General features: G+C 55.1%; 24 protein-coding genes. 10 read left to right on the plus strand and 14 right to left on the minus strand.

Going from position 1 to position 20,282, the window contains the following annotated elements; translation table 11 throughout:
• Positions 1 to 4: 4 nt before the first annotated feature.
• The 4 genes from ABIE29_RS10390 to ABIE29_RS10405 all read right to left on the minus strand — a co-directional run bounded on the left by ABIE29_RS10390 (position 5) and on the right by ABIE29_RS10405 (position 2,484).
• A complete protein-coding gene (locus ABIE29_RS10390; RefSeq protein WP_429618512.1) occupies positions 5 to 802 on the minus strand; it encodes a fimbrial biogenesis chaperone in 798 nt (265 codons plus the stop codon).
• A gap of 18 nt (positions 803 to 820) precedes the next feature.
• The gene (locus ABIE29_RS10395; protein ID WP_429618514.1) at positions 821 to 1,345 is read right to left on the minus strand and encodes a Csu type fimbrial protein; all 525 of its coding nucleotides are present in this window, start codon (positions 1,343 to 1,345) and stop codon (positions 821 to 823) included.
• A 12-nt stretch (positions 1,346 to 1,357) separates the two neighbouring features.
• On the minus strand, positions 1,358 to 1,876 hold the full coding sequence (locus ABIE29_RS10400) for a Csu type fimbrial protein (RefSeq protein ID WP_429618515.1): 519 nt from the start codon (positions 1,874 to 1,876) through the stop codon (positions 1,358 to 1,360).
• Between the two features lie 62 nt (positions 1,877 to 1,938).
• Positions 1,939 to 2,484: a Csu type fimbrial protein gene (locus ABIE29_RS10405; RefSeq protein WP_429618517.1), complete on the minus strand. Its 546-nt coding sequence runs from the start codon at positions 2,482 to 2,484 to the stop codon at positions 1,939 to 1,941.
• A 512-nt stretch (positions 2,485 to 2,996) separates the two neighbouring features.
• Here ABIE29_RS10405 and ABIE29_RS10410 point away from each other — a divergent pair.
• A complete protein-coding gene (locus tag ABIE29_RS10410; protein ID WP_248945691.1) occupies positions 2,997 to 3,245 on the plus strand; it encodes a DUF1480 family protein in 249 nt (82 codons plus the stop codon).
• A 53-nt stretch (positions 3,246 to 3,298) separates the two neighbouring features.
• Here ABIE29_RS10410 and ABIE29_RS10415 read toward each other — a convergent pair whose 3' ends face one another.
• Together ABIE29_RS10415 and ABIE29_RS10420 are read right to left on the minus strand one after the other, a co-directional pair.
• A complete protein-coding gene (locus ABIE29_RS10415; protein ID WP_429618518.1) occupies positions 3,299 to 3,904 on the minus strand; it encodes a hypothetical protein in 606 nt (201 codons plus the stop codon).
• Between the two features lie 3 nt (positions 3,905 to 3,907).
• Complete coding sequence (locus tag ABIE29_RS10420) at positions 3,908 to 4,294, minus strand: ASCH domain-containing protein (protein WP_021178228.1); 387 nt, start codon at positions 4,292 to 4,294, stop codon at positions 3,908 to 3,910.
• Positions 4,295 to 4,631: 337 nt separating this feature from the next.
• On the opposite strand from ABIE29_RS10420, the gene yniD reads away from it, so the two are divergent.
• A complete protein-coding gene (yniD, locus tag ABIE29_RS10425; protein WP_223499378.1) occupies positions 4,632 to 4,739 on the plus strand; it encodes a small membrane protein YniD in 108 nt (35 codons plus the stop codon).
• Here the strand turns inward: yniD and ABIE29_RS10430 are convergent.
• Positions 4,736 to 4,924 (minus strand): hypothetical protein, encoded by a 189-nt coding sequence (locus ABIE29_RS10430; protein WP_429618521.1) that lies wholly within the window; start codon positions 4,922 to 4,924, stop codon positions 4,736 to 4,738. The two genes, yniD and ABIE29_RS10430, sit on opposite strands and share 4 nt — an antisense overlap.
• Positions 4,925 to 5,095: 171 nt before the next feature.
• Between ABIE29_RS10430 and ABIE29_RS10435 the strand changes: the two genes are divergently transcribed.
• On the plus strand, positions 5,096 to 5,305 hold the full coding sequence (locus ABIE29_RS10435; RefSeq protein WP_429618522.1) for a hypothetical protein: 210 nt from the start codon (positions 5,096 to 5,098) through the stop codon (positions 5,303 to 5,305).
• 151 nt (positions 5,306 to 5,456) lie between these two features.
• Here the strand turns inward: ABIE29_RS10435 and ABIE29_RS10440 are convergent, their stop codons facing one another.
• Positions 5,457 to 6,029 carry a HutD/Ves family protein gene (locus ABIE29_RS10440; protein ID WP_429618524.1) on the minus strand — a complete coding sequence of 191 codons (573 nt, stop codon included), beginning with the start codon at positions 6,027 to 6,029 and terminating at the stop codon, positions 5,457 to 5,459.
• Positions 6,029 to 7,399: a formimidoylglutamate deiminase gene (locus ABIE29_RS10445; RefSeq protein WP_429618525.1), complete on the minus strand. Its 1,371-nt coding sequence runs from the start codon at positions 7,397 to 7,399 to the stop codon at positions 6,029 to 6,031. Before ABIE29_RS10445 ends, ABIE29_RS10440 begins: the two co-directional genes overlap by 1 nt.
• Positions 7,400 to 7,582: 183 nt before the next feature.
• On the opposite strand from ABIE29_RS10445, the gene hutC reads away from it, so the two are divergent.
• The 5 genes from hutC to ABIE29_RS10470 all read left to right on the plus strand — a co-directional run bounded on the left by hutC (position 7,583) and on the right by ABIE29_RS10470 (position 13,125).
• Complete coding sequence (gene hutC, locus ABIE29_RS10450) at positions 7,583 to 8,338, plus strand: histidine utilization repressor (RefSeq protein ID WP_429618526.1); 756 nt, start codon at positions 7,583 to 7,585, stop codon at positions 8,336 to 8,338.
• Between the two features lie 246 nt (positions 8,339 to 8,584).
• Complete coding sequence (hutI, locus tag ABIE29_RS10455) at positions 8,585 to 9,802, plus strand: imidazolonepropionase (RefSeq protein WP_429618527.1); 1,218 nt, start codon at positions 8,585 to 8,587, stop codon at positions 9,800 to 9,802.
• Positions 9,802 to 10,602, plus strand: coding sequence for an N-formylglutamate deformylase (gene hutG / locus ABIE29_RS10460; protein WP_429618529.1), 801 nt, complete (start codon positions 9,802 to 9,804; stop codon positions 10,600 to 10,602). The genes hutI and hutG overlap by 1 nt, the downstream gene beginning before the upstream one ends.
• 345 nt (positions 10,603 to 10,947) lie before the next feature.
• Positions 10,948 to 12,483 (plus strand): serine hydrolase domain-containing protein, encoded by a 1,536-nt coding sequence (locus tag ABIE29_RS10465; protein WP_429618531.1) that lies wholly within the window; start codon positions 10,948 to 10,950, stop codon positions 12,481 to 12,483.
• Between the two features lie 468 nt (positions 12,484 to 12,951).
• Complete coding sequence (locus tag ABIE29_RS10470) at positions 12,952 to 13,125, plus strand: hypothetical protein (protein WP_429618532.1); 174 nt, start codon at positions 12,952 to 12,954, stop codon at positions 13,123 to 13,125.
• 60 nt (positions 13,126 to 13,185) lie between these two features.
• Here the strand turns inward: ABIE29_RS10470 and ABIE29_RS10475 are convergent, their stop codons facing one another.
• From ABIE29_RS10475 to ABIE29_RS10495, 5 genes are all read right to left on the minus strand, one after another.
• Positions 13,186 to 14,064: a nucleoside-specific channel-forming protein Tsx gene (locus tag ABIE29_RS10475; RefSeq protein WP_429618534.1), complete on the minus strand. Its 879-nt coding sequence runs from the start codon at positions 14,062 to 14,064 to the stop codon at positions 13,186 to 13,188.
• A gap of 392 nt (positions 14,065 to 14,456) precedes the next feature.
• Positions 14,457 to 14,729 (minus strand): hypothetical protein, encoded by a 273-nt coding sequence (locus ABIE29_RS10480; RefSeq protein WP_429618535.1) that lies wholly within the window; start codon positions 14,727 to 14,729, stop codon positions 14,457 to 14,459.
• Positions 14,730 to 14,813: 84 nt separating this feature from the next.
• Positions 14,814 to 15,707, minus strand: a complete 894-nt coding sequence (gene yddG, locus ABIE29_RS10485) for an aromatic amino acid DMT transporter YddG (RefSeq protein WP_429618536.1) — start codon at positions 15,705 to 15,707, stop codon at positions 14,814 to 14,816.
• Between the two features lie 93 nt (positions 15,708 to 15,800).
• Positions 15,801 to 17,171 (minus strand): APC family permease, encoded by a 1,371-nt coding sequence (locus tag ABIE29_RS10490; protein WP_429618538.1) that lies wholly within the window; start codon positions 17,169 to 17,171, stop codon positions 15,801 to 15,803.
• A 127-nt stretch (positions 17,172 to 17,298) separates the two neighbouring features.
• Entirely contained in the window at positions 17,299 to 18,717 is a 1,419-nt protein-coding gene (locus ABIE29_RS10495) for a glutamine synthetase family protein (protein ID WP_429618540.1), read from the minus strand.
• 237 nt (positions 18,718 to 18,954) lie between these two features.
• Between ABIE29_RS10495 and puuD the strand changes: the two genes are divergently transcribed.
• Together puuD and puuR are read left to right on the plus strand one after the other, a co-directional pair.
• On the plus strand, positions 18,955 to 19,716 hold the full coding sequence (puuD, locus tag ABIE29_RS10500) for a gamma-glutamyl-gamma-aminobutyrate hydrolase (protein ID WP_429618542.1): 762 nt from the start codon (positions 18,955 to 18,957) through the stop codon (positions 19,714 to 19,716).
• On the plus strand, positions 19,713 to 20,270 hold the full coding sequence (gene puuR, locus ABIE29_RS10505; protein WP_429618543.1) for an HTH-type transcriptional regulator PuuR: 558 nt from the start codon (positions 19,713 to 19,715) through the stop codon (positions 20,268 to 20,270). The genes puuD and puuR overlap by 4 nt, the downstream gene beginning before the upstream one ends.
• The last annotated feature ends 12 nt before the right edge of the window (positions 20,271 to 20,282 follow it).

Consider the following 20,282-nt stretch of genomic DNA (forward strand, 5'->3'; position numbering starts at 1 on the left):
GACGCTATTCGCCGCGTGGAATGACGATGGGTTTGGTGTTATCGGCAATTTGCGCATTGAGTTGCGCACCAGGGCTAACCCCGGTAGGAACCGGCCAGCGCATCGACTGCCCAGGCAAGACGTAGCCCATAAAGCCCGCGATCATGGTTTTCACGCCCTGCTGTTGGTTGCCTTTCTCTGACCAGAACACATTGCTCAGTCGCGCATGCACAATGCCGCTATTACGGATCTGCAAATAGGTTTTTCCGCCGTCGTTGACCGTGTGCCATTGCAACACTGGGCGCGTCGCTGTAGCAGCATCACGTTTGATATCGCTACGTTCGTTGGTCCACAAACTGCCACCATCCATAAACAGCGGCAGCAGATAGCGCATCTGTAATTGCAGCCCTACCACCGCTTTACTTTGCCCCCCGGCTGCGCCACTGATCGGCGACGGGATTTCATCAACGATGATGCGGTAGGCCTGCTCGGTATTGGCCGGTACTGGCGTATTGCGGATCAGCCTGATCAGTTGGCGTTGCCCTGGCGGTACGGTGGCAAAAGGTGGGCTGGCGACCACATTATTCTGATCGGCATAGCGCTCGTTAAAATTTTCCTGTTTCCACGCCAGCACCCGCACCTGTAATGAAACGGGTTCAGCCCCTCGATTTTCCAGCCATAAGGCGGAGCCGTTCTGATCGGACTCAATGATTTGATATACCGGCCAGACCAGCACCGAGCTGGCGGCTTGTGCCGTGATTGAAACACAGATTGTGCAACTCAGTAATGCGGCTCTGATAATGCGGGCAAACAAGATCGACATGGCTCATATCCTGATGATTCAATAAGTTAATGTTACGGTGACCGTATCGGTATAAGTTCCTGCCGAAGGCAGTGTGGTCACGGCGTATAAACGGGCATAAACCGGGTAGGTTTGTGTGGTACTGGGAAAACTGGGGATAGACATCACCAATGCGCCATTGCCCCAGACCTGACTGCGGTTGGCATCGCGGAACAACTGATAACCTAGCGTGTCGCTATTGGCGCTGTTTTGCATAAAACGCCGGCTGGCATTGCCCCCGTGGATACCATAATCCATGGCAATGCTGACCGTCGCTCCCGGTGTACAGGTCACCACTACCGAACCGGCACCGGCGGTGCTCACGGTATCGACATTACTGGCAAGGGTCGTCATGGTGCCGAAATTGATGGTGCCGAGGTTGGAAGTGGGGCTGGAAAGCGAACTACCAAAAACGCAGCCGCTGGTCAGGGTTGCCGTCACGGTAAAGGTCGTGGTGGTTGGCGTGGCGGCACGTAACGCACCGCACATCATCAACGGCAGCAGGACCAAGGAGACATAGCGCATCAATGTCTCCCGTTACCAGGACACGGTGACATTCACCGTATCCAGATAAACACCGGCAGCCGGCGTGGTTTGCGCAGGAACACGGCCATAGACGGTGTGCCATTGGTCAGCTCCGTTGCCTGTGTCACTCAGCCCGGTGATGTTATCCCAAATCGTACCGCCGGGTTGGTTGGTGTAAAGGTTGTACAGCACGCTAGCCGAGCTGTTGGTGGTATTCACCATTTTGCGATTCGTGACCACGCCGCTGCTGCCTCCATCCAGCAAGATTTTATAACTCAGACCACTGACACATTTGACACGGATTGAGCCTGCCAACTGAGCGCTGGTCGCGTTGATCACATTGCTCAGAGTGGCAAAAGTACCGAAATTCATCGTGCCAAAGCTGGTATTGCCAGACGTCGTTGTTCCCGCTTCACAGGCGGGCTGCAACGTGGCCGCAATGCCGATCGTCGCCGCCTGACCTGAGGGAATGTGGAACAGTAAAGACTGCGACAAGATCGCTGGCAACAGCAGCAACACCTTGATCCCCATGCTCGTTCCTTCCCGTATAAAAAACCGGCCAGGAGCAGATCGCCCCCGGCGCAATAACAGCCTTACCAGGAAAGCGTGGCGACAACGGTATCGTTATAGGTTCCTGCTGCCGGAGAGGTGCTGAGCTGATCGCCAGGTAATACGCGGCCATAAATCGGGATGTTTTGTGCGGTCGTGCCCGTCGTCAAGGCAACCGGCGTATTAATGGCGATTTCCGTGGTACGCGCACTATCTGAATAGAGACGATAAGGAATGGTGTCGCCGCCGGAACTCATGGCACGCAGCGCTCCCGTTGCCGCCAGACCGCCATTGAGCGACAGCGTCGGGCTAAGGCCAGTGCTGCAAGTGATGGTGACCGCGCTGGAACCATTGGCACCAAACACCGTACCGTTGATTACGCTGGTCAGATCGGAGTAACTGCCAAAGTTCAAGGTCCCCCATTGGTTAGCGCCACCGGTCGCGCCGCCGTTACCCACGGTACAACCGCTACCGATCGTCAACTGAATACCGACTTGCCCTGTCAAGGTCCCCGCGGCCTGCACACCCGCAGCCAGCGCCAAGCTTGCAGCAGCCAGCAAAGCCAGTAATAAACTCTTTTTTTCGCCCATGATAACTCCCAATAACAACTTACACCGATGTGTATTCATGCAACCAGGTTGCGTATGGAAATTCTCTGGTGGACTCACGCACTGCCAAAAACTGCCAAAGATAAAGATAACGCTGAAGCCGGATTCTATTTTTATGCAAAGGAACCCTGACGGTAACAACCTGATGACACAAGCTATCTTGGTTAAATATAGATTAATAAATTTAGCTTAAGCGGAATTTATCTACTTTCAGCAAAATAAGAATAAAAAACTATTTTTCAAATTATTATCAAACTTTACTCCAGAAAACCGCGACATACCTCGATTTTAAAATGGTTAATGAGTGTGATAGTGAGGATCGTTAATATTTATCGTAACAATTACGCAAGCATCAATGATTGGCTCTAGTGCAACAAGCAGCGTCCAGCGGGCGGTTGGCGACTTTTTTGTGACTTTTTCGCCCTTTTGTCTATGCTTATTGGGTGGTCGCAACTGGTCACACCTCATACCACCAGTTTCAGCAAGGAGTTCCAATGGGCAAAACCGTCGTGAAAATAGGCAGCTTCGAGGTTGATGACGCACATTTAACGCCAGCATCCGAACACGCCGAAGGGAAAATCACCCTGGCGATCCCCTGCAAATCAGACCCCGACCTGTGCATGCAGCTGGACGGTTGGGACGAGCATACCAGTATTCCGGCCATGCTGGATGGCCAGCAGTCGCTGCTGTACAAACAGCATTATGATCGACATGCGGATGCCTGGGTGATGCGGCTGGAGTAAAGAGGTTCAGGAGGAAGGACGCGCCGTGTTCCCATTGGGCACGGCACGTTGTTTTATGCGATGGCGATACCGCGCCCGGCAAAGAAACGGCCGAAATCTGCCAGTGACATTGTCACCTTCTGGCGACTGGCGAGGCTATCACCGGAAGGATTATGAAAGGTGACGCTATGCCGATCTGCGGCGAACACCAGCACCAGATGCCCACCCCGCGCTGGCGGTTGTGCCGCTGGTTGCCGGATACTCGGGTGCACCGAAGCGATAAAATAGCGGTGTTGCTCCAGTAGCAGCGGCAACTGATGTTCATCAAGACCGACTCGCACCTCTGCCGTTAGCGCAAACTGTTCACGCACAAACACCACAAAGGGAGCATAAATCAGCCCCTTGATCCACTCGCCGTCACGAACATAAGCCCCATAAGGGAGGCTTTGGCGTGCCAGTTCCAGCAATGGCGGTGCCGCGCCGTCCCGGTGCGTCAGCACCATCTTCAGGCAGGCCATACCGCACACGTGGTTAGCCCACTCAACATATTCCGCCCGATTGGCCGCCCCACTCTGCACCCAATTGGCATCCTCCGCCAGCGTGACACGCCCTGCGATCAGATCCGCAGCCAGCTCTGGCGTTGCCCATTGGCACACATAGGGCACTTCAGGTTGCGACATCACTTAAAACTTTTCGATAACCTTGAAATGCATCAACACCAGCGTCATGTCCGGTGAGAACAGTTCATACTCTTCAAAGAAGCGTTTGTGCTCTTTGCGCCAGTAATCCAGCGAGCGGTCGCCTTCGCCTTCCGCCAGGGCATGAGCCGCATCCACCTGCTCATAGGTACTCATATCCACCGTCGTCAACTCAATGGCGCACACCGGTTCATTCTTACCGTCCACCACCACAAAGACATCGCCAGGCTGCGGAATACCTTCGCCATCCAGATTGGAACAGGTGGCGGTCTTGACGCCATCCAGCACCAGCTTCACCAACTCATCCGCCTGCTGTTCGGTATCACCAAACGCCCAACGTTCTACATTTTCATACTTTTCAGGAATGGCCATTGCTTTACCTTTATTGATTGAGTCACAGGTGCTCAGGCAATATTACACCGTATTCCCTCACGTCTGCATCCATCACGTTGCCGCACCGGCTCGCAGTCCCTGCTTTTTAGCTGGCTTTACGCTAAAGTTCTGTGCGTATCGCAGTGCAGCATTCATACTGTGGATCAAGACGTCCTCAATGGCAGCCAACCTGCCTGGGCAGTAAATGAAACAGGCAGAGCAAGATCCCGATGACACCTTCAGTGATTTACTGAAAATCATCACATTTATAGCCATCACCCTTATCGGTCTCGGGAGCTGGTATCTCTGTGTCTAAAGGAAAATAAGGAACCCCGAATTGCCAACCAAGCGTATGCGTACCAAACACTGGAAAATGTTTGTGATCCTGGTGCTGATCTGTCTGGCCCTGCTGCTATTGCGCTGGGCGGCTATCGTCTTCGGTTAATCCTGCGTTTTGTAAGCCGCCTCTCCCGCTCGGGCAGCAGGCACTTTGGCCACTGGCTCCAGCAGCTCACGCAAATAGGCGATCCGGGCCTCCTCCTGCGGTAGCCACCAACGGCACCAGCGATTTTTCACTTCAGCATCTCGGCTAAGTTGATAATAAGCCGCTAATTGTTCGACCAGTTTCATGGTTGCGCCCCCTCGTTGATTTGACCACGCCAGTATTGAATATAAAAACCAGAAGAAACACTGATGGGATGATTTTTATCCTTCCGGTTTTATTTTCTCTATGGCCTGACGGGTAGCGCAGCCGGTTGCCAACTGCTACATTGAGCAAAAATCACCCAGCCGAGGTTAGCGATGAAGTTCTCGGAACAGGAGATTAAACCCGTATGGGATGAGGTTGCCCGATTGATTGGCGACAGCGTGATGCAGTTGCGTCATCACGGCGAGGAATTGTCGGTGGAGAGCCTGTCCAGGCAGTTGGCGCAGCATCTGGCGGAAAGCCACGATATTGAACAGCGCATCCTGATCGGTGCGGCGATCAACATGCTGAAAGAAGGAAAGTGAATCGCCAACCGAAGTGGTTGGCGATCCTGTAAGAGCCCAAGGTATGCAAGCCCGGCCTCTCTTGGTGTTATATTCTCACGTCAGGCTTGGCTGAGTAATCGGAATAGTCCAGATTGGTGACGAAGGATACACGGGCGCACATGCAGCGCCCCTACGGTAGCGTGGCAGGCATAATATCGGCCCATAAGGCCCGCGCATCATTACCCTGAGCCACTAACCGCAGCGGGCCATCCCCCGGGAGCCACCAGCAACCCTGGCGTGCAGCCAGCAAGCTGCCGTCTGGCAACTGCCATTCTCCGCGCAGCACATACATCACACCGGCATGTTGTAACGATAGCCCGATGGTCTCAACAATGCGTTGCACCTGCGCCTGGTAGTGGCCACGCCGCGTCATGATGTTGAAGTCCTGGCTGCTGCCGCCTAATAATCTGGCCTCTAGCGCCACATCCCCCGAAAAGGCAAACGGCTCACCGATGTGCTGTAATTGGTGATCAACCCGGCCTTCGCTGTACAAATGCACGCCATCGCCTTCCAGCAGGGTGATAGAACGGTCAATGCCGTTAAAGGCCGAGAAAGGCCCATCCTGAGCGATAGTGGCAATGCTGGCGCGCCAGCCGAATTCGGCGTTGCCCGGCGGTTGGCAGGTTATTTCACGAGTTTCACCACCGCCATTACGCCATGGGCTGACCGGCAGGTCGGCAAAATCGAAACGGTTCAGTTTCATCACGCCTCCTGTTGGAACGTTTTCAGCACCTGTAGGAACTCAGCGCTGCTTTGCTGTTGCAGCGCGTGACGCCCCTGCTCAATCACCTGCCGGCCGGCAACAAATACGTCGCGGATCTGCTCTTTGCCCCCGGCAAACAGCCAGCGGTTGAGGATAGAAGCATCAGGCGCAGATGCCAGATACGGGTCGTCACCATCCAGCACCAACCAGTCCGCACGGTAGCCTACCGCCAGCTTGCCAATCGCCGTGCCACAGGCCTGAGCGCCGCCCTGTAATGCCTGCTGATAAAGCACATCTGCCACGGCGGGCTGCTCTGGCGTGGTCAGGCGGTTACGGCGCTGATCGCGCAGCCGCTGCCCATATTCAAACCAGCGTAACTCCTCCACCACATTTAGGGAAACGTGACTGTCCGAGCCGATCCCCCAGCGCCCTTGGTGGTGCAGATAACTGTCACCAGGGAAAATGCCGTCACCCAGATTGGCCTCGGTGGTCGGGCATAATCCGGCTACCGCTTTGCTGCGCGCCAGTTGCTCGAGTTCTTCACGATCCAGATGAGTGGCATGCACCAGACACCAGCGGCTATCCACCGGTAAATGTTCAAACAGCCAGGCCACCGGGCGTTGACCACTCCAGGCCAGGCAGTCGTTGACCTCTTTTTGCTGCTCGGCGATATGAATATGCACCGGTAAGGTCTGATCAGAGGCCGCCAGGATCTGCTGCATCTGCCCCAGCTCAACCGCCCGCAGCGAATGGAAGCATAACCCCTGATTCTGCAATGGCTGACCTGCCAGTTGACGAGCTATCACCTGTTGCTGTTCGAGGTAACTCTCCGCATCCTGAATAAAGCGTCTTTGCCCCGCTTGCGCAGGTTGGGCGCCAAACCCGGCATAGCTGTAGAGCACCGGCAATAGCGTCATGCCAATGCCTGCCTGAAGCGCTGCCTCGCTGAGGCGCCCGGTCATTTCGCCCCGGTCGGCATAGGCTTTTCCTTCCGGTGTGTGATGCAGATAATGGAACTCCGCAACCTGGGTGTAGCCGCCCTTGAGCATTTCGATATACAGTTGACGGGCTATAACCCCAACCTGCTCCGGGGTTAAGCGCTGCACCAGACGGTACATCAGATCGCGCCAGGTCCAGAAACTGTCCTGCGGATTGCCCGCTACCTCTGCCAACCCGGCCATCGCGCGCTGGAAGGCATGAGAGTGCAGGTTCGGCATGCCCGGCACCACGTCACCGTGCAGGCGCAGGCAACCGTCAGGGGCGGCATTGGGGGTCACTTGGGCCAATTGGCCGTGCGCATCGACTTCGAGCCGTACGTTATGGGCCCAACCGGTCGGAAGCAGTGCGCGAGAGGCAAAATAAGCAGACATAGCAGTATTCCAAAGTAGGTGTAACGGCTAAGAACGCACGACTATTACGCCGCGCAGGTAAAAAATTTGTAAACCAGTTTCATTCATCTGGTGAACAGGCGCTTACTTGTATATACATATACGTATCTTCAACATCAACAGTAAACTGGTGTTATTATTTTTTTATTTGACGAGGTTAACGTCGTGGTAGATCAACAGACCGTGTTGCAGTTGGCTGCAGCAATGAGCGAAACCCCCGCCCCGATCTATCAACGGGTCAAGCAGGCCATCATAAGCCAAATCCGTGCGGGCCACTGGCAGCCGCACCAACGCGTTCCCTCGGAAAGTGAACTGGTCAGCGAGCTGGGCGTCAGCCGTATGACCATCAATCGGGCCTTGCGTGAATTGACCAGTGAGGGCTTTTTAATCCGCATGCAGGGCGTAGGCACCTTCGTGGCCGAGGCCAAGGCACACACCGCATTGCTGGAAGTGCATAATATCGCCGATGAGATCGCCGCCCGTGGGCACCGCCACAGCAGTAAAATTTTGCAGTTGACCGCCCGCCCGGCCAGCGCAGAGGAGGCGACGGCATTGGGGATCCTGCCAGGCCAGCAGCTGTTCTACTCGCAGATTGTGCATTATGAAAATGACGTGCCGGTGCAGGTGGAAGATCGCTGCGTCAACCCGCTGGCGGCCCCCGATTATATGAAACAGGATTTCGATCGGGTCACGCCCTATATTTACCTGACCCAGTCCGCTCCGCTGACCGCAGGTGAACATATTGTCGAAGCCGTGGTGCCAACCAGGCAGGAGCGCGAACTGCTGCAATTGGAAGACCACGAGCCGGGCCTGCTGATCCATCGTCGCACCTGGTCTGGCAAAATGGTGGTGACCTCCGCCCGCCTGCTCTATCCTGGCAGCCGCTATCAGCTGTTTGGCCGTTTTACCAATCAGGTTTGAGTTAGCAAAATCCGCCGTAAACCCTTACCCAAATTTTTTACGACGGGGAGCGGTCACTCCGAGCGTGCTACCAAAGTGGGCGCAGCATATCGCGCCCCTACGGTTGCATCCGGTGTGCTAAACCCTGCCTTTTTCGCGTTTCATCACATCTCGGTAACAAATTTTTATCCCCTCTCTTGTCGCAGACCGGCGAATGCGCTAGGTTGTTTTTAATTGTATATACAACCATGTGGGAGCGGGAACACCATGACGTCTGAGATCCACTGCGACAGCCTGTGGCACGGGGCCGATATCGTCACCATGCGTGACGGCAAGTATCACATCATCAGCAACGGCGCGATCGCCGTGCGTGCAGGCAAAATTGTCTGGATGGGTGAACAGGCCGACATGCCAACCTTGGCCGCGACCAAAACGGTGAAGCTTGACGGTGGCATCATCACCCCCGGCCTGGTGGATTGCCATACCCATCTGGTGTTTGGTGGCAACCGCAGCGGTGAGTTTGAACAGCGTTTGAACGGAGTGAGCTACGCAGAGATTGCCGCTCAGGGTGGTGGCATTATCTCCACGGTCAAAGCCACGCGCGATGCGCAAGAAGAGATGTTGCTGGAACAGGCACTGTTCCGCCTGCGGCCATTACTGGCTGAGGGTGTCACCTGCGTAGAAATCAAATCCGGCTACGGCTTAACGCTAGCAAGCGAGCTGAAAATGTTACGTGTGGCGCGTCGCCTGGCAGAAATATTACCGGTCGAAGTGAAAACCACCTGCCTGGCCGCTCATGCCCTGCCACCGGAATATGCCGGACGCAGCGACGACTATATTGACCTGGTGTGCAATACCATCATCCCTGAGGCCGCAGCAGCAGGACTGGCAGATGCAGTAGATGCGTTTTGCGAACATCTGGCATTCTCCCCTGAGCAGGTTGAGAGGGTTTTCGCCGCCGCAGAGCAAGCTGGCCTGCCGGTGAAACTGCACGCGGAGCAGCTTTCGGCACTCGGCGGTAGCGCTTTGGCAGCACGGCATCATGCCCTTTCCGCCGATCACCTGGAATATGCCAGCGAACAAGATGCGAAAGCGATGGCAGCAGCCGGAACCGTCGCGGTGCTGTTGCCCGGTGCCTACTACCTGTTACGCGAAACGCAATGCCCACCGATTGAGCTGTTCCGCAAACACGGCGTGGCAATGGCTATTGCCAGCGATGCCAACCCTGGCACCTCACCTGCGCTATCGCTGCGTCTGATGATTAATATGGCTTGCACCCTGTTCCGCCTCACGCCGGAAGAAGCGCTGGCAGGCGTAACGCTGCATGCCGCCAAGGCTTTGGGCCTGCAGGAAACCCACGGCTCGCTGGAAGTGGGTAAAGTGGCCGATTTTGTTCACTGGCCGCTGGCACGCCCGGCAGAGCTGGCTTACTGGTTGGGCGGACAACTGCCCTGCACGGTGATTTTCCGAGGAGAAATCCGTTAATGATGATTCGCGATCCTTTTGAGTTCCAGAGTGGCCATCTGCCGCTGTTGATCAGTATTCCCCATGCCGGTACCCGCTTAACGCCAACGGTTGAGAAAGGGCTAACCGATGAGGCCCGCCCCCTGCAGGACACCGACTGGCATATCCCACGGCTGTACGATTTTGCCCGCACCCTGGGTGCCAGCGTCCTGGTAGGTAACTATTCGCGCCTGGTTATCGATCTCAACCGCCCAGCAGATGACAAACCGCTCTACGCCACCGCCACCACCGGTCTGTTTCCAGATGTGTTGTTCGATGGCCGCCCCAGTTTTCTGCCGGACGCCGCCCCTTCGGACGAAGAACGGACCGGATACCTGCAAAACATCTGGCAGCCCTACCATCAGCAATTACAAAACGAGCTGGCACGGCTAAAAGCCCAACACGGTTATGCCTTACTGTTTGACGCCCACTCGATCGCCTCCGTGATACCACGCCTGTTCGACGGTAAGCTACCCGATCTCAACCTGGGCACCAACGGGGGTGAAAGCTGCCCTGCTTCACTGAGTGACCGGCTGGTCACCTGTTGTCAGCAACAGCAGCAGTTCAGCCACGTACTCAACGGGCGCTTTAAAGGGGGCTACATTACCCGTGCCTATGGCCAACCGCAGAAAAACCAGCACGCGGTGCAATTGGAGTTGGCGCAGGTGAACTATATGTCTGAGCAGACATTTGAATTTGATGCCGCCCGTGCCGCACCTTTACAACACTTGTTGCAGCAGATGATAGAAAGCATGCTGGCCTGGGGCGAGCAACAACGTTAACCCGTTCCTTCTCCGGTGCAGCTATCGTGCCGGAGTCGGCCTTATCCCCTCCTGTCTTTCACGCCCTTCCATGACGATTTGAGCACTGCATCCCAATTTTGATGGAAAGGTTGCCCACTGGTCTGAACAGCGCACAAAACAGCGGCCCGTGACTTTTGCCTTGCGCCACAATTGGGCCACTTTCATCCCAAGCCCACCCGTTGTCAGCGGTCTTACGGCAGAGATCAGGGATTGAAAGACCACCCTTGCCATACCCGCCAACCACTTCTGTACCGTGGCTGTGGTAAACACTCGTGTGTACTCGGCCACAGTAGTGTGTGGCGTTCGTTACCTCAGGAGGAAACCATGTCTGACACCCCGCTAAACTGGCGCGCCGCACAGGCAGCCGCTGCTCACCTATTGGCAGGTTGGCAAACCCCAGGCCAACCCGGTGGGGCTATCACCCTGTTTGACAAAGATAACACCCAGGCGGTTGTGTGTGCTGGGCTGGCCGATCTGGCACGCTGCGATCCCTTCACTGCCGATACCGTGGTGCGCTATGCCTCCATCACCAAACATATTTTTGCCGCGCTGGCGCTCAATGCCACCGACAACGCCCTGCAGCTTGACGATCGCCTTGGCAATCTACTGCCCGAACTGCAGGGACAACTGGCGGAGGTGACGGTAGGCCAGGCTTTGGACATGACCAGCGGGCTACCCGATATTCGACAAACGCTGGGGCTGCTTGGCATCTCGGTCAACACCGTCAGTGAGGCCCAACCGGTGATGGAGTTTATCCATGATTTAACCCGGCTCAACTACCCGGCGGGCAGTGAGATCGCCTACACCAATACCGGCTACCGCCTGGTAGAGGCGGCGCTGAAGACTAAAGGGTACGCTTTTGATGCTCTGGTTCAGCAACATCTGGCCCGCCCTCTGGACGTGCAGCTACAAGCCCCCGAAAGCTGGTTTGATGTGGTGCCTGGGCTAGCTCCTGGCTATTGGCATACGGCTAAAGGTTGGCAGCAGACCAGCGCCGGTTTGCATCTCTCCGCCTCTGGCAGCCTGACAGGGAGCGCCAACGCCCTCACCCGCTGGTTGCAATGCCTGCTGGCCAATAGCGGCCCAGGCAAAGAGGTTCTGACGCAGCTCAGTGCCCCACGTCGGCTCAGCCAGGGCCAAATCAGCCATTATGGACTTGGGCTGGCGCGAACGCCGCTTGGCAGCCTGACATTACTGGGCCACGGCGGTTCTCATGCCGGTTATAAGACCTATTTTCTGCTAGCGCCAGACCGGCAAGCCGGTGCTTTGCTGGTCGCTAACCGTGAAGATTGTGACAGCTTTGCCATCATTTTACAGGTGATGGCGGCGCTGCTGAGTGAACCGCTGCCCCAACGCAGCACGGCGATCCCAGATGGGATCTACGCCACCCGGGCGGAACCCTATTGGTTGGAGGTTAAAGGGGGCAACGTGGCTTATCTGGGCAGCAACGAACCGCTGTATCAAAGTGAAGACGGTTATGCGGTATCGCTCTCGGCCCATCAGCCAATGCGTCTTAAGTGGACAGGTGAAGCCATAGAAGGTGAAGTTGGCCACGTTGCACGCCGCTTTCTGCCGGTGGCTAGCGAAACGGTTTGTCTCAAACAGGTTCAAGGGCACTGGTATCATCCACAATACCGCACCGCGTTCGAAATTTGCGGCAACCAGATCCACATCGGGGTCGGCCCGGCGGTGCAAACAGGCACCCTGAGTTCGCTGGGAGATGGGAGGATATTGGTTGAAAGCAACGATGGACCCAGCCTGAATCGGTTCTGTCTGTATTTCCGCGGTTACCAGGTCGATCTGATCGCCAGCCGTAGCCGGGTACTGACGTTCAAAAAGAACATCAGCGCCCGCACGTAAAAGTTCGCCACGCTCTGTAGGGGCGCCGCATTGTGCGCCCGTTTAGCCGCTTTGCCTCATCAGCAGGTCACTGCTCGACCTATCATTCACGCCAGTTATAAAAAAATAGATCGTGGTTAGAAGACAAAAAATTGTTCATGCTCAAAACTACTCATGATATCCGAGTGAATTCCGTAGATTTTTCTTGCGGCCAAATAAGCCATCCAGTAATTTTAGTGGGCTGCGAAGATGAGTAAACCTGCTCTTTTTCGTTGCACCTCAAACCCATCTTATGTCATCGATAAATGATAGTGCGCTATTTCCCGCCGCCCTATGCGGGAATTCCTTTACTATTTTTCACTGCCGACACGCCTCTTTTCAGTGTTTTTCGTTGCGGTTTTGTTGCTGATAATTTACCTTTAGGCCTTGCGAACCTCAACCACTCGGCATGGCGATACCGCTATTTCTGGGCGTTTAGGAGTTATACCCATGCACATGACGCTGATGGAGTACATCCAGCTGCACTTTAATGGCGATATTTATCGCTATGCACAATTTGAAGGTGTCAGCCGTGAGCAGATCCTCAACTGGATCGACAATGAGTGCTACGTTATCAAGGGTAAATTGTTTATGCCGGTTAAACATTTACCCGCGGAAAGTTAGCTAAAATGATGAAAAAAACCCCGCCAGCGCGGGGTTTCCTGTTTCTGATACCACGGAAAATCAGAAGTTATAACCGGCAACCAGGTAGTAACCCCAGCCAGTAGACTTGATTGGCCCCTGCGGCGTACCGATATCCACCCCATCCTGCCATTGACCACCGTTATGGAAGTAACGCGCCACAAAGGAGTAATGCCAGTGATCGTAGTTCAGCGCCAGAATGTGGCTGGAGGCGATAGAGTTGCTGGTACGCGCCTGGCGGCCATTCACTACGAAGTTGTCGCTGCCCAGATCGGAGTCAAAGTCAAAGTTGGTGAAACCGATATAGCTCAGGTTGCCGCCCCACATTTCGGTCAGCGGTACAAAGTATTTCACCTTGAAGCGATAGCCGTCCCAACTGTTCTCGTTGGATGCACCATAGTTCTGCCATTGGTATTTGGCATAAATGTTCATCGACAGGCTCATCGGCAGACCGGTTTCGATATCGGTGCCCAGGCCCATATACCAGGTGCTTTGACGGGAGGCGTTGTTACGCCCCATGTCGTAAACGTAGTTGTTGGCAAAATACCACTCTTTGAACGGCCCAAAGCCCAGGTTGGTGCCGGTCAGTTTGTCGATAGAGAAGCGCGGTTCGATCTCCATAAACAGCGGTGAACCTTTATCCCAGATGCCGCGGTTTGGCGTGTTACCGGTGCCGAAGAACTTTGGCACGTCCACATAGCCATAGAAATCCAGCCAGTCTTTCTTGGCAAAGGCTTCATACTCCAGATACACGTCATTGTTCAGCTGCGGCCCGAAGCGGGTATGGTAGCTGCCTACTACGTTGACACTCTGATGCCACCAGTCTGACAGAAACTGGCTGTCTTTGCTTTCTGCCGCCATGGAAGCGGGGCTGAAAGACGCGGAGAGAAGCACACCTGCTGCGAGAGCTATTTTCTTCATTTTAATACCACATGCTGAGTGGGCCATTCCCTGCCCGTTAGAATGATATGAGTCTGGCGACGCCTGTTGTAAACAAACGGTTACCTATTACTGGTTGCCGTGCGCATTATAGAAAGCACTCACTGTAATAATCTGTGATCCAGTTAGGCATTTTATCATTGCGTAATCGATTGCGTTCTCATTTTTCAAAATAAATTGCAGTGCAAAACATTTTTGATGTGATTTTCATCATATCGATAAATTTTCAATCGACGATTTTTGGTGTCTTTGTGTTCGACACCAAATTTTAACCTGGAGTGAAAAAGCACGTAAAAAAGCCGACGCTTATGTCGGCTTAGTGGCAGGCTGGCCCAGTATACGGCCCCCCTTACATGGCGAACCGGTTGGTTTTTTCAGCGGGCTCCGGGTACGGCCTTGGCAATGTTCTCTTGCCGGAATACCACCTCATCACCCGTGGCAATTTCCCATTGGCTGACGGGGATATCGATTTTCGGCGAGGCCACGACTACCGAACCATGGATCAGCTTATCGTCACGGCGCAGGATCATCACATCCAACTGATACTCATGCGGCAGATTAGAGGTGGTCAGGCGCACGATATCGCCGGTGCTGAAGCTGTGACCATTTAGCGCTGGCTGCTGAATAAATTGAATATCTTTTCTCATTTTCCCACTCCTTCTGGCGAAGCACTTACCTTGAGATTAGATCGAAATTCATGACTTTGCTGCTCGCCAAAGCAAAAATAAGCGTTAATTGGCGCGGGTAGCCCGCCAGCAAATCAGCGATCCTGACGTCACCATCATCACCCCCTGCCAGAAGTTGAGAGTCAGCGCAGTGCTGAGTACCACAGCGGCAAACACCGATGACAGCACCGGGGTAAAGTAAGATACGGTCGCCAGCAGCGTCATATTGCCATGCAGGATCCCGACGTTCCAAGCGGCATAGCCAGCCCCCATCGCCGAACCCACGCACAGCAACGCCACCACAACCGGCAGGCTGAAGTGCATGCCGCTTTCATTACTGAAAGGATAAATCAGCCACAGCGCCAGCGCGGTCAGGGAGATAAACAGCACTACCGCGTTTTTGCCCTGGGCGATCCTCTTGGTCACGTTGCAATAGATGGCCCAAATCACCGCTCCACTGAACGCCAGCCCGTAACTCAACGGATTGCTGCGCACGTTAGCCAGCATTTGCGCCGGTGACCAACCGCCGCTGCCACTCATGATCCAGCCGATACCGAACAGGGAGAGCAACAAGCCAGGCACCACCCACCATTTGGCCTTTTGCCCGTTGAACAGGATGGCCATCAGCACCGTAAAGCAGGGCCAAAGATAGTTGATCATCCCCAGCTCAATGGCCTGCATACGGTTGCTGGCATAGCCCAGTGATAACGAGAGGCAGATCTCATACAGCACAAACAGCAGGCTGCCGAGGATCAGATAGGAACGGCGGAACTCACGCAGCTTGGGGGCACCCATCACCACCAGCAGAAACAACGTGCCCACGCTGTAGATCATCGCCGCCCCACCGACCGCCCCCAACCCTTCGCTGACGCTGCGGATCAGGCCAACCACGCTGCTCCATAACACAATGGCCAGCAGGCCGAGCAAGGTGGCTTTATGAGAAGCGGACAACGGAGGCATTAGCGTAGGATCCAATCGGTTATTTTTGTGCGGTTTTTTTACTCTACTGCCCTAGAGGGGAAAAAGAAAGGGCGCAGCGCTGCGCCCGTATCTTTACTGCTGAGGTTGGCGTTCCAACTGCGGCGGAGGCTGGCGGAAACGACGGGTAAGATAGGCCAGATAGCCAAACCCAAGCGCCGCCCACAGCAGCCCCATGGTCAAGGAGCTTTTTTCCAGGTTCAACCACAAGATCCCTACCGTCAGCGCCCCCACCAGCGGCAAAATCAGGTAATGGAAGCGGTCTTTCCAGCTCTTGTTGCGCCCTTGACGAATATAGAAGTGACTGATCACCGAAAGATTGACGAAGGTAAAGGCCACCAGCGCGCCAAAGTTGATCAGGGCAGTCGCCGTCACCAAATTGAACGATAAGGCCGATAACGCCACCAAACCAACCAGCAACACGTTAAGCGCTGGCGTGCGCCATTTAGGATGCACGTAACCAAAGAATTTTTCCGGGAACACATTGTCGCGCCCCATCACATACAGCAGCCTGGACACGCTGGCGTGGGAAGCCAGTCCAGAAGCCAGGGTGTTGATAAAGGTGACGCACAGGAAGATTGACTGGAACAGCATGCCGCCCACATACAGCGCGATTTCTGGCAGTGCCGCATCCGGCTGTTTGAAACGCTCCAGTGTCGGGAAGAACAGCTGAATAAAGAACGATACGGTAATGAAGATCACCCCACCGTAAAGTGCGGTAAGGAAGATAGCACGCGGGATCACACGGGCGGCATCAGGCGTTTCTTCACACAGCGTAGTGACGGCATCAAACCCCAGAAACGAAAAGCACAGGATGGTGGCGCCGGTAATGATCGGCAATAGATGGGCGTTTTCACTGATAAAAGGTTGCAGACTCCACACCTGACCAACCCCTTCGCCATTGTGCAACCCTCGTACCACCAGGAAAATAAACACCACGATAATTGCCACCTGCGCCACCACAAACAAGGTGTTGAAGTTTGCCACCAGGCTGACGCTTTTCAGGTTGATGGCGGTGATCAGGATCACAAACCCGACCACCCAGATCCACGGCGGAACCTCTGGGAACAGGGCCGTAAGATAGATTTTGGCCAATAGCGTATTGATCATCGGCAAAAACAGATAATCCAGCAGCGATGACCAGCCAACCAGGAAACCCACATGCGGGTTGATGGCCTTTTGTGCGTAGGTGTAAGCCGAGCCAGAAGTCGGGAACTGGCGTACCAGCTTGCCATAGCTGATGGCAGTAAACAGCACCCCGGCCAATGCCAGCAGATAAGACGTCGGAACGTGCCCATCCGTCACGCCAGAAACGATACCGAAGGTGTCAAACACCGTCATTGGCGTCAGATAGGCCAGGCCCATCATCACCACTTGCCACAGTTTCAATGTCTTGCGCAGTTGCGGTTTGCCCGCGCCATTATCGTCGATGGCACTTATCGTCATTGGGTTATTCCTCACCGGCGTCCTGTACGCCAAGTTGGAAAAAATCATCACCGTCGCGCACGGCCTCGCCAGGCCACAGGTAGCCCGCGGGAATGCGCCGGCGCGCGGTAGGATCGGGCTGAGGACGTCAGGCGTTTTTCAGCATCCACTCGATTTCGGTTTCGGTGATCAGCCGCTCAAACTGCTCCAGCTCATCGGTCTTACAGGCCAGGTAGACGTGGCTGAAACGTTCGCCCAGCAGCGCATTGAGCACCGGCTGGTGTTCGAACTCATACAGCGCATCGCTCTGACGGATCGGGAACGGCAGCCCCTCTTGCTCCAGCCCGTTGCCGGTCACTGGCTCAAGCAGCGGTAACTGAGTGTCGAGGCCGTAGACAATCCCGGCCAGAATGGTCGCCATCACCAGATAAGGGTTGGCATCGGCCCCCGCCACGCGGTACTCCACGCGGTGGCTGTCGCGATCGCCACAGGGAATACGCAGCGCTACGGTGCGGTTGTTATGGCCCCAGGATGCCTGGGTAGGAACGTACATCCCTGCCTGGAAGCGGCGGTAGGCGTTGACGTTGGGTGCCAGCAGCGCCATGGAGGCAGGCATCAAGGCGATCATGCCAGCCAGCGCCTGCTTCAACAGCGTCGAGTCTTCACCATCCGCATCGGCAAAGACGTTGTTACCTTGCTTGTCCAACATGCTGATATGCACATGCATACCGCTGCCCGCATGTTCCTCGTAAGGCTTGGCCATAAAGGTCGCATGCATATGGTGCTTTTCTGCCACCATGCGTATCAGCCGCTTTAACGCCAGGGCATGGTCACAGGCCTGCAGCACATCATTGGTGTGATGCAGGTTAACCTCAAACTGGCCCGGTGAGGCTTCCGCTACCGCACCGTCGGCCGGAAGCCCTTGCAGGCGAGCCAGTTCGTCGATCTCGCTCAGCACGTCGGCAAAGTGATTGAGGTTGTCCACCGAATAGACCTGGCTCTGGGTGTTACGCTCCTGGGTACCGGGAGCACAAGGTGGTTGCAAATAGCCTTCCGGATCGCGCTGGCGATCGATGAGATAGAACTCCAACTCTACCGCTACTACGGGGAATAACCCGCGCTGACGCAAACGCTGCCACACTCGGTTCAGCACATTGCGCGGTTCAACGTCAAAGGGAGTACCATCTTCATCCAGCATGGTGAGCAGTACCTGGCCCAGATATTGCGGATCGGCCGCCGATGGCGTCAGGGTTCCGGCTACCGGCACACAAATATGGTCCGGCTCACCCAGTTCCTGCCCCAAACCCGCCTCTTCCACCACGTTGCCAAGAATATCCATCGCGAACACCGAGGCCGGGAAGTAACAGCCCTTCTCCAGTTTACCCAGCCCGCTCACCGGGATGCGCTTGCCGCGGAAGCTGCCGTTGAGATCGGTCAGCAATACGTCGATATGCTGGGTTAACGGATAACGTTCCAGATACTTCTTCACTTCGCGCTGGAACGTGCTACTTCGCCTTTCTTCATTGTGTTGCACAAAGTTTTCGACTTCTACGATGTTGGTTTGCATGTTTCACCCGCCGTTGTGTTTGCTCTGTGGTTCTCACACTTATTGGCTTCGATGTTTATTGACCATCTTGCTCAATATAATGTCCACCAATGAAACATAGATGCAACAAAAATGTTTTGCAAGTGTTAATTTTGGTTTGAATATTGCCCATTCGACTGCTAGATTTAGTGAATATTGAACAAAAAAGGCGATTAAACGGCTTATCGGTCATAATTTCGAACAACCTGAGGGGATAGTATGGGCAATATATTTAACAGACCAATCGTCGGCGTCGTAATGTGCAGGTATAGGTTAAACCAGCACCTCACCCAGACCTTGCAAGAAAAGTACCTGAATGCAGTGTTAGCTGCCGGAGGATTACCGATTGCCCTGCCGCACGCGCTGGCAGAGCCGGAAATGCTGGCAGAGTTGCTGCCCCACCTCGACGGCATCCTGCTGCCGGGCAGCCCCAGTAATGTGCAGCCGCACCTTTATGGTGAAAACGGCGATGAGCCTGACGCCGATCCTGGGCGCGATGAATTGAGCCTGGCGCTGATTGGCCTGGCACTGAGCAGGCGCATCCCCCTTTTCGCCATTTGCCGCGGTATGCAAGAACTGGTGGTTGCGACTCAAGGCACGCTGCACCGCCGTTTATATGAGCAACCAGAACTGCTCGAACACCGTGAAGATCATGAACTGCCGCTGGAACAGCAGTATGCCCCTGCTCACGAAGTGACCGTACAGGACGGAGGGTTGCTGACACAGCTGCTGCCGGATTGCCACCGATTCTGGGTGAATTCCCTGCACGGCCAAGGGGCCAAAACCCTCGGCCCAAGCGTGCGTGTTGAAGCCTATGCCGCCGACGGCCTGGTGGAAGCCCTCAGCATTCGCGATCAGCCCTTTGCCTTAGGGGTGCAATGGCATCCTGAATGGAACAGCGATGAATACGCCCTGTCCCGCCTGCTGTTTGAGGGATTTATTAACGCCTGCCAAAACTACCAAAAGGAAAAACGCCTATGAGCGACGTCAGCTTGGCACCGGGGAAACGCTTATCGCAGATCCGCCAGCAGTTAGGGCTATCACAGCGCCGGGTAGCCGAACTGTCTGGCTTAACGCACAGCGCCATCAGCACTATTGAACAGGACAAGGTCAGCCCGGCCATCAGTACGCTGCAAAAGCTGCTGACGGTGTATGGACTGTCGCTATCGGCTTTCTTTACCGAACCGGAACAGCCGCATGAGCCGCAGATTGTAATCGACCATGACCATCTGATCGAAATCGGCAGCCAGGGGGTTTCGATGAAGCTGATCCACAACGGCGATCCCGACCGCACCCTGGCAATGATGATCGAAACCTACGATCCGGGCACCACCACCGGTGAACGGCTTAAACATCAGGGGGAAGAGATTGGCACCCTGCTGGAAGGCGAAGTGATGCTGCAGGTCAACGGGCAAAGCTATCACCTACGGGCAGGCCAGAGCTACGCCATCAACACCGCGATCCCCCATAGTTTCAGCAACACCTCGGCGCGCATTTGCCGAATTATCAGCGCACATACGCCGACGACATTCTGATTAACGGAGCAA

Source organism: Serratia sp. 2723 (genome assembly GCF_050434425.1).
Lineage (GTDB): Bacteria > Pseudomonadota > Gammaproteobacteria > Enterobacterales > Enterobacteriaceae > Chania.